The organism is Bradyrhizobium sp. CSA112 (assembly GCF_029051645.1).
Lineage (GTDB): Bacteria > Pseudomonadota > Alphaproteobacteria > Rhizobiales > Xanthobacteraceae > Bradyrhizobium.
Genome location: NZ_JAACFS010000054.1, coordinates 24,949 through 34,505 on the forward strand (window position 1 = coordinate 24,949; position 9,557 = coordinate 34,505).

The 9,557-nt window shown below is 61.6% G+C and carries 8 protein-coding genes; 5 read left to right on the top strand and 3 right to left on the bottom strand.

The window, feature by feature from the left end; genetic code table 11:
- Window positions 1-5 precede the first annotated feature (5 nt).
- The 3 genes from GWE18_RS39530 to GWE18_RS39540 form a co-directional block, all read right to left on the bottom strand.
- Window positions 6-1,124 (bottom strand): M48 family metallopeptidase, encoded by a 1,119-nt coding sequence (locus GWE18_RS39530; RefSeq protein ID WP_275190942.1) that lies wholly within the window; start codon window positions 1,122-1,124, stop codon window positions 6-8.
- 20 nt (window positions 1,125-1,144) lie between these two features.
- Window positions 1,145-2,302, bottom strand: coding sequence for a DUF898 family protein (locus GWE18_RS39535; protein ID WP_275190943.1), 1,158 nt, complete (start codon window positions 2,300-2,302; stop codon window positions 1,145-1,147).
- Between the two features lie 74 nt (window positions 2,303-2,376).
- A complete protein-coding gene (locus tag GWE18_RS39540) occupies window positions 2,377-3,549 on the bottom strand; it encodes an isovaleryl-CoA dehydrogenase (RefSeq protein WP_275190945.1) in 1,173 nt (390 codons plus the stop codon).
- A 225-nt stretch (window positions 3,550-3,774) separates the two neighbouring features.
- On the opposite strand from GWE18_RS39540, the gene GWE18_RS39545 reads away from it, so the two are divergent.
- The 5 genes from GWE18_RS39545 to GWE18_RS39565 all read left to right on the top strand — a co-directional run bounded on the left by GWE18_RS39545 (window position 3,775) and on the right by GWE18_RS39565 (window position 9,434).
- Window positions 3,775-5,046 carry a cytochrome P450 gene (locus GWE18_RS39545; protein WP_275190946.1) on the top strand — a complete coding sequence of 424 codons (1,272 nt, stop codon included), beginning with the start codon at window positions 3,775-3,777 and terminating at the stop codon, window positions 5,044-5,046.
- Window positions 5,047-5,074: 28 nt separating this feature from the next.
- On the top strand, window positions 5,075-6,349 hold the full coding sequence (locus tag GWE18_RS39550; protein WP_275190947.1) for a cytochrome P450: 1,275 nt from the start codon (window positions 5,075-5,077) through the stop codon (window positions 6,347-6,349).
- Between the two features lie 623 nt (window positions 6,350-6,972).
- Window positions 6,973-7,281, top strand: coding sequence for a helix-turn-helix domain-containing protein (locus GWE18_RS39555; protein WP_275190948.1), 309 nt, complete (start codon window positions 6,973-6,975; stop codon window positions 7,279-7,281).
- Window positions 7,278-7,673: a VOC family protein gene (locus GWE18_RS39560; RefSeq protein WP_275190949.1), complete on the top strand. Its 396-nt coding sequence runs from the start codon at window positions 7,278-7,280 to the stop codon at window positions 7,671-7,673. The genes GWE18_RS39555 and GWE18_RS39560 overlap by 4 nt, the downstream gene beginning before the upstream one ends.
- A gap of 336 nt (window positions 7,674-8,009) precedes the next feature.
- A complete protein-coding gene (locus GWE18_RS39565; protein ID WP_275190950.1) occupies window positions 8,010-9,434 on the top strand; it encodes an APC family permease in 1,425 nt (474 codons plus the stop codon).
- Window positions 9,435-9,557 lie beyond the last annotated feature (123 nt).

The following is a 9,557-nucleotide window of genomic DNA, read 5'->3' on the forward strand; positions in this document are numbered from 1 at the left end:
CCGAATCAGAGTTTGATCGCGTCAGGATTGCCGTCGCAGATCGCTTTCAGCGATCGCCACTCTCCGGCCGAGAGCAGCGGCGGCCCGCTGGCCGGTTGGTCTTGCCGGCTCATCCGTGCCAGCCGGTCCTCGCTCAGGGGGTGGGTGGAGATGATGGAAAGGCCCTTGCCTTCCTTTCCGGTGACCCGAAGCAGCAATTCCCCGGTCGGCTTCGCCGGCCGGCCGAGCCGGTGCATGACGTCGATTGCAAAACTGTCGGCATTGTTCTCGGCTTCGCGCGAGTGGGACGACGTCACCAGCGTGCGCGAGCCGAAGATCAGCGCGCTGGAGCCCGTGATGTCGCCGAACAACAATCCGATCAGGAACGACGTGCTGCCATCACGGATCAATCCGCGCATGCTGTCGCGATGCTTGAGATGGCCGAGTTCATGGGCCAGCACGCCCGCGATTTCGTCGGGGTTCTCGGCCTTCGCCAGCAATCCGTTGAACAGATAGACCCTGCCGCCCGGCAGCGCGAACGCATTGGGAAGCGAACTCGACAGCACGCCCGACTGCACCGAGGTGTCGAGGCCCGCGGATTCGCGAATTGCGGTGACGAGCTTGACGAAGGCCTTCTGCCCGGCGGCGTTGTCGCAAACCTTTGCATCGAACATCGTCTTGATCTGGCTGTCGGCGACGTCGCCGAGCCGCCGTTCGAACGCTTCCGGCACCAGCGGCGTGAGGCGATCGGCGATGAGCGGAAGGCCGAACAGCACCACGGCAACGATCGAAATCGCGGCCGCGAGCGACCAGCCAACGATGGCGGCAACGCCGCGGCGGCCGGCAGCATTGTCGTCGATCTGCGCACAGCGCGAGACGAGTTCGGCCGCCAATGCGGTATCGCGAAGTTCGAGACGCGCCAGGGCCGGCGCGGTCAGGCAGCTCAGGCGCAGCATGCCTGTGGGGCCATCGACCCGGCGGATATCGGAATAGGCCCACGCCGCAAGTATCTGCCCGTCTTCGTCGATCTCGAGCCGGCCGGAGAGGCGGAGCGTAACCGTGCGCCGCCGGCTCGACACGCCGTCGAAATAGATCGCCGATCCGCTCCGCTGCGATGTCGATATCTCTGGCGCGTCGTTATCCATGACAATCCGAGCCCCGATGGTTAGAAGCCGCCGACATCGAGTCCGTCAGCAAATCCCTCTCCGAGTGCATTGGCCAGCTCGCCGCGCGCAGCAACGTTGGCTGCAGCCTCGAGCCCGCTCACATTGACCGAGCCGAGCACTCTCACCCAGAGATCGCGCAACAGATAGACCCGGATCACGACGTTCATCGCCAGCGCGAACACGAGATAGCCTACACCGGCCAGCACCAGTAGTGGAATGCTCTTCATGAATTCCTGCGACTTGAAGAACTCCGTGAACGACGCGTCGGTCATGCTGCCGACCAGCACCGCCGCCAGGGCGAGATAGGCCGAGAAGACAAGCCCGAGCACGACGATCCAGCCGATCACTTTCCAGTACAGCCCGATCAGCTCGCTCTTTCGCAGCTTCGATTCCACGCGCACGCCGCCGAACCGGATGCCGGACAGCCACCATCGCCATTCGATGGCCTTGTAAGCGCCGTAAATGAAGGGCGCGATCGGTATCACATAGAGTGCGATCGGCGTCAGCAGCCACAGCCACCAGCCGCGCTTGAAGAACTCCCAGCCGCGCCCCTCGAAGCTGCCCTGCAGGTCGCCGTAATGGGAATGGCGCATCTTGTAGCGTTCGAGCGCTGCATTGCGCCATGGCAGCACCAGCCCGAGCGTGAGGATCATCAACAGGCCCCAGAGCGAGGCCTGCAGGGCATAGATCCAGCCCGAGCCGGTCATCCAGAACCGCACGCCGCGCCACACCGTACGCGTCAGGCGGTAGCGCCGCGCGCGGTAGATCGCGAACTGCCCGAATACATAGAAAAATGCGATCAGGGGAATACTTGCAAAGGCCTGGATGTGCTCGGCCTCGAGGCCGATCAGAAAATAGCCGACATAGACCGGCATCAGGATCGCGAGCGCGACCAGGAATCCGATCAGCAATTCCTTGCCGCGGCCGGTATATTCCGCGGCATCGCCGCCGACCAGGGTATTGGACCAGAGATGGCGGCGGATATCGGTGAGCAGCCAGAAGCGATAGAAGCCGAGGGTGACGAATTCGAGCCCGGCGCCGCGCTTGACCAGATCGAAGAATTCGCCGCGGCCGCCGGAAAACGCCACCGGCATCGGCGGCGGCACGGGCGAAGGCGGCGGTGGCGGCACCTGCGGGGGCCAGCTCATCTGATTCATGGTTCAACTCCAGCGCGACGGTAGCGGATCAAACCACAAATTTGTCGGCCGTTGTGTGACCCAGCTCCCACTACCTACGCCGATTTTTCGAACAGTTCCCGCCCGATCAGCATGCGGCGGATCTCGCTGGTGCCGGCGCCGATCTCATAGAGCTTGGCGTCGCGGAGCAGCCGCCCGGTCGGGTAGTCGTTGATGTAGCCGTTGCCGCCGAGGAGCTGGATGGCGTCGAGCGCGCATTGGGTCGCCTTCTCCGCGGCGTAGAGGATCGCGCCGGCGGCGTCCTCGCGCGTGGTCTCGCCGCGGTCGCAGGCCTTTGCCACCGCATAGACATAGGCGCGCGAGGCGTTCATCGTGGTGTACATGTCGGCGATCTTGCCTTGCACCAATTGGAAGGTGCCGATCGGCTCGCCGAACTGCTTGCGCTCGTGCACATAAGGCAGCACCACGTCCATGCAGGCCTGCATGATGCCGATCGGGCCCGCCGCCAGCACCGCGCGCTCATAGTCGAGGCCGCTCATCAATACATTGACGCCGCGGCCGACCTCGCTGAGCACGTTCTCCTCGGGCACCTCGCAATCCTCGAACAGCAGTTCGCAGGTGTCGGAGCCGCGCATGCCGAGCTTGTCGAGCTTCTGCGCGGTGGAAAATCCCTGCATGCCCTTTTCAATGATGAAGGCGGTCATGCCGCGCGGGCCGGCGTTGGGATCGGTCTTGGCATAGACCACCAGCGTATCGGCCACCGGGCCGTTGGTGATCCACATCTTGTTGCCGTTCAGCACAAAACGGTCGCCCTTCTTGTCGGCGCGGGTCTTCATCGACACCACGTCGGAGCCGGCACCGGGCTCCGACATTGCGAGCGAGCCGACATGCTCGCCGGAAATCAGTTTCGGCAGGTATTTGCGCTTCTGCGCCTCGTTGCCGTTGCGGCGGATCTGGTTGACGCAGAGGTTGGAATGGGCGCCGTAGGACAGGCCGACCGCGGCCGACGCCCGCGATATTTCCTCGAGCGCAATGCAGTGCTCGAGATAGCCGAGGCCGCTGCCGCCATACTCTTCCTCGACGGTGATGCCGTGCAGGCCGAGCGATCCGATTTTGGGCCAGAGGTCGCGCGGAAACTGGTTGCTGCGATCGATCTCGTCGGCGCGCGGCGCAATTTCGTCTCTCGAAAACGCATGCACCGTCTCGCGAATCGCGTCCGCGGTTTCGCCGAGATCGAAGTTCAACATCCGATGGGCGTTAGGGATCATGGTCGCCTCCCGGCGCAATAAAACGTTGTTTCAAACAGACTTAGTCCGCGGAAATGCCCTTGTCACGCGGTGAAATGCGCCTGTTTTTGTCCAAGATGGGGCGGCGGCGTCGATGCGGCCAAATGCACCCAACTCGTCCTTGCGCCGGCGCACGGCTAGGGATGTAATAGGGTAAAACATAATCCCCCGGCACGCTCCGGTGGGAATAGTCAGGGAGAGCGGCCCATGCACGGAACCATCGACCTCGCCGGAGATTCGCATCTGCGCGCCGCGCGCGACAAGGCCCAGTCGATTCCGCTCGCCGATTTCGACGTCGGCAATCCCGAACTGTTCAAGACCGATACGTTCTGGCCGTATTTCGACCGGCTGCGCCGCGAAGAGCCGGTACATTACTGCAAGGACTCGATGTTCGGCCCATATTGGTCGGTCACCAGGTACAACGACATCATGGACATCGAGACCAACCACGCGGTGTTCTCGTCGGCGGCTTCGCTTGGCGGCATTACCATCCGCGACGTTGCGCCGGACCTGCGCCGCGAGAGCTTCATCGCCATGGACCAGCCGCGCCATTCCGCGCAGCGCAAGACGGTGGCGCCGATGTTCACGCCGACGCATCTCGATCAGCTCGCGATCAACATCCGCAAGCGCTCCGCCGAATGTCTCGACAATCTGCCTGCTGGCGAGGTGTTCGACTGGGTCGACCAGGTCTCGATCGAGCTCACCACGCAGATGCTCGCCGTCCTATTCGACTTCCCCTGGGAAGACCGCCGCAAGCTGACGCGTTGGTCCGACATCGCCACCACCCTTCCCGGCACCGGCGGCCTCGTCGCGTCAGAGGAAGAGCGGCAGGCGGAGCTGATGGAATGCGCGACCTATTTCGCCAGGCTCTGGAACGAGCGCATCAGCCAGCCACCAAAGAGCGATCTGCTCTCGATGATGGCGCATAGCGACGCCACCCGCGACATGGACCCGCAGAATTTTCTCGGCAATTTGATCCTGTTGATCGTCGGCGGCAACGACACCACCCGCAACACGCTGTCCGGCAGCGTCTATGCGCTGAACAAGAATCCGGATCAGTACCGCAAGCTGCGCGACAATCCGGACCTGATCGACAGCTTCGTGCCTGAAGTGATCCGCTGGCAGACGCCACTGGCGCATATGCGCCGTACCGCTCTCGAAGACATCGAGTTCCGCGGCAAGCAGATCAAGAAGGGTGACAAGGTCGTGATGTGGTACGTCTCGGGCAACCGTGACGAGGACGTGATCGAGCGTCCGTACGAGTTCATCATTGACCGCGCCCGGCCGCGCACCCACCTCTCCTTCGGTTTCGGCATCCACCGCTGCGTCGGAATCAGGCTGGCCGAGCTACAACTAAAGATTATATGGGAAGAAATTCTCAAGCGGTTCGAGAATATTGAGATGGTCGCCGAACCCAGGCGGGTGTATTCGAGTTTTGTCAAAGGCTACGAAACCCTGCCGGTCCGCATCGCCGGCTAACCCTGAGCCTCCACCGGAATCATCGAAAATGAACGTGCAGACCGCCATCAGAGCCGACAGGAAAGAGCTGCTGCGCGCCGCGCGCGAGGAGGCCTATTCGACGCCGCTGAAGGATTTTCATCCCGGTGCGCCAAAGCTGTTCCAGAACGACACCCTGTGGCCGTGGTTCGAGCGGCTGCGCAAGGAAGAGCCGGTGCATTATTGCACCAACTCCCCGATCGAGCCTTATTGGTCGGTCACCAAGTACAACGACATTATGCATGTCGATACCAACCACGGTATCTTTTCTTCCGACTCGACACTCGGCGGAATCTCGATCCGTGACGTGCCGCCCGGCTATGACTATCCGAGCTTCATCGCGATGGATCAGCCGCGGCACTCGGCGCAGCGCAAGACGGTGTCGCCGATGTTCACGCCGACGCATCTGGATGAGCTGGCAAAGCTGATCCGCGAGCGCTCGCAAAAAGTGCTCGACAATCTGCCGCGCAACGAGACCTTCAACTTCGTCGAACGCGTCTCGATCGAACTGACCACGCAGATGCTGGCGACGCTGTTCGATTTCCCCTGGGAGGAACGGCGCAAGCTGACGCGCTGGTCCGACGTCTCGACCGCGCTGCCCAAGAGCGGCATCGTCGAATCGCCCGAGCAGCGGCGCCAGGAGATGGACGAGTGCTACGCCTATTTCTCCAAACTCTGGAACGAGCGCGTCAACGCGCCGCCGCGCAACGATTTGCTGTCGATGATGGCCCACAGCGACGCGACGCGGCACATGGATCCCGACAATCTGATGGGCAACATCATCCTGTTGATTGTCGGCGGCAATGACACCACCCGCAACACCATGAGCGGCTCGGTGCTGGCGCTGAACGAACACCCCGAACAGTATCAGAAGCTGCGCGACAATCCCGCGTTGATCGATACCATGGTGCCCGAGGTGATCCGCTGGCAGACGCCGCTCGCCCATATGCGCCGCACCGCCTTGGTTGACACCGAAATCGGCGGCAAGAAGATCAAGAAGGGCGACCGCGTCGTGATGTGGTACGTCTCCGGTAACCGCGACGAGGAAGGCATCGAGCGCCCCGACGAATTCATCATCGACCGCGCCCGTCCCCGCACCCATCTGTCGTTCGGCTTCGGTATCCACCGCTGCGTCGGTATGCGGCTGGCCGAGTTGCAGCTCAAGATCGTCTGGGAAGAAATGCTGAGGCGCTTCGACCGCATCGAGGTGGTCGGCGAGCCGAAGCGGGTCTATTCGAGCTTCGTGCGCGGCATCGAGCAGCTCCCGGTGCGTATTCCGGGGTGAGCGGCCTCGACCGGTCCGGTCGCGGATGCGCTTGCGACCCCGCCGGTAGAACTCCACCATGAAACTCTTTGGCTGCTCTCGCGCATCAATTTGCGCCGCTTCAGGAACGTTTGCAGCAACATTTCGTTGCAAGGCTACGAGTGGCTTGAACCGAAGATGGCGCCGATAGCGGCCGGAGCATCGTATTTTTGAGCACGGCGTCGGGGCCGCATCGCGGTGTGGCATCCTTGGCTTGGGCCAAGTGAACAACGCAAACCAGTCTGATCCAAATGAACATCGGCAAATGGTATGACCCGATCTCGGAGCGGTGGATTGTGCCGCGTGAAATGGCTTCGGATAAGCCCCGCTCGCAACCGAGCGCAGAGAGAGCGTTGGAAATCGACAGAAGGACCGAAGCGCAACGCATTTGGAACCTGTTGGTGGACTGCTGCGCTCATGAATGATGTGGCTAAATTTTCCATATCTGGCTTGGCTCGGACATGAACCTGGCACCTGCCACCGGCGAGCAGCGCCATCACCTGGACCAGGTGATGCTCTCGCCTTTGGAACGCACTGTTTCTGACTGGTGAGCCCTGCCTTGCAGCGCGCTTGACATGCAGTAAAAATACTGCATTTTGGTTCGCGTGAACGACGATCAGCTAGACAATGTCTTCAAGGCGCTCGGCGATCCGATCCGCCGCGGCATCCTTGATCGCTTGGCGAAGCGCCCCGGGCAGTCGTTGTTTGAGATCTGCGCTTCGTCGTTTGCAGAGGATGGCAGAAGCCTATCGCGACAAACGATCTCGCAGCACCTCGACATGCTGGAGAGGGCTGGACTCGTGCAGACTCATTGGAGCGGGCGCACCAAGATGCATACCTTCGACAATGCGCCTCTGCGGAAGGCAGCCGCCGCCTGGCTCAACAAGCACCTGAGAAAAGGGAGTGCAGCATGAGGATCTATGTGATGAGCGTGTTCGTTGACGATCAGGCCAAAGCCCTGGATTTCTACACGGCGAAGCTGGGCTTCATCGTCAAGAACGATATCCCGCTTGGCGATCATCGCTGGTTGACTATTGTGTCGAAGGAGGCACCAGAAGGAACCGAACTCCTCCTCGAGCCGAGTGAGCACCCTGCCGTCGGGCCATACAAATCTTCGCTTGTGAACGATGGGATTCCCGCAGCGTCTTTCAAGGTGGATGACCTTAAGAAGGAGTTCGAGAGATTGCGCCAGCTTGGCGTCGAATTCACCCTGGAGCCGACGGATGCAGGCCCGGTCAGAATGGCTGTCTTTGATGATACATGCGGCAATCTCATCCAGCTCGTCGAAATGACCGAAGGAAAGTAAAAGCTCCAAGATCAACCGCGTTGTCTGACATGTCAGCTACGAGTTAAAATCGGAAGTGAGGCAAGTTTTACTCAATCCTTCTTCGGCTTGCGCGACTACCCTCCCAATCACCCGCCAATGAACGGTTTCGAGACGCGCGCGGTGCGGGTTCCATTTCGCACCCGCACGCGCTTTCCACATCGCAGTTCGATCATCACCGCAAATAAGTCTTGGCGGCGGCGTGAAAGCCAATACGCTGTGTGCTGGCAATGACGCCAAACGCACGCGTGAGTCGCAACAGCGGTATCAGCTTTGCGGACGAGAGTGCGCGCGCGAGATCAGTTGAGAGGCTGCGCGATGACCGATCTCTCCTTGAATGCCGCGACACCTTTACCACCTGCCACTGATGCCGAGCCGAGCCTGCAACGGGTCATGGGCCCGTGGCTCCTCCTGCTGTTCATCGTCGGCGACATTCTCGGCACCGGCATCTATGCGCTCACCGGCCAGGTGGCCAACCAGGTGGGCGGCGTCGTCTGGCTGCCTTTCCTTGTCGCCTTCGTCGTGGCGCTGATCACTGCGCTGAGCTATCTCGAACTCGTCACCAAGTATCCCAAGGCCGCAGGCGCCGCTCTCTACACCCACAAGGCGTTCGGCATCCATTTTTTCACGTTCATCGTTGCGTTTGCGGTGATGTGCTCGGGGATTACCTCCGCTTCCACGGCCTCGCGGGCTTTCTCCGCCAACATGTCGAACGCGTTGGGCCTGGGCTTGTCGGGGTTCGGCATCACCATGACAGGTCTCGTCTTCATGGCGCTAGTCGCCGCGGTCAACTTCCGCGGCGTCGGCGAAAGCGTGAAAGCGAACGTTGTCCTGACCTGCGTCGAACTGACCGGCCTCTTGATCATCATCGTCATCGGCCTGTGGGCGATCGGCCTGGGCCAGGGCGACGTCTCGCGCGTCATGCAGTTCAAGGCAGGCGATACCGGTCTGATCTGGCCGGTGATATCAGCGACCACGCTCGCCTTCTTCGCCATGGTCGGCTTCGAGGACTCCGTCAACATGGCCGAGGAATGCAAGGAGCCGACACGGGATTTCCCAAAAGTGCTGCTCGCCGGCCTATTCATCACCGGCGCAATCTACGTGCTGGTCTCGATCTCGGCGATCACCCTGGTTCCGCCGGCGCAGCTCGGCGAGGGAGAGACGCCGCTGTTGAAGGTGGTACAGGCCGGCGCGCCGAACTTTCCGGTCTGGATCTTCGGCTTCATCACCATGTTCGCGGTCGCCAACTCCGCGCTGATCAACATGCTGATGGCGAGCCGGCTGGTCTACGGCATGAGCCGCGAGCATGTGCTGCCGCCGGTGCTTGGCAAGGTGCATGCGAGCCGGCGTACGCCCTATGTCGCGATCGGCTTCACCACGCTGGTGGCGTTCGCCCTGATCACCTTCGTCGGCGAAGTGCCTGCGCTCGGCGGAACGACCGCGCTGCTGCTGCTCTGCGTGTTTACGGTGGTCAATATCGCGGTGTTGATGCTGCGCAAAGATAGCGTCGCGCACGAACATTTTCGTACGCCGACGATCCTGCCGGTGCTGGGCGCAATCACCTGCGCATTCCTGGCCGGGCCATGGACCGGACGGGCGATAGTTCAGTACCACGTCGCCGGGGTCTTGATCGCCATCGGCGTCGTGCTCTGGGTGATCACCATGCTGGTCAACCGCGCCCAGGGCGTCAGACCCGAGGAGCCGGAGATGGAGGCGATCGGCGGCAAGGGACCTGTGAACTAGACGACCGATTCCATGAAACCTGCGCTGATGGAGCAGGCTGAATTGGTGGAACGGACGGGCTGTTGGCGGATTCCTCGTTTGCGGTCGGCGAAACGAGGAGCTGTATCATGGCAGGATGGCGGC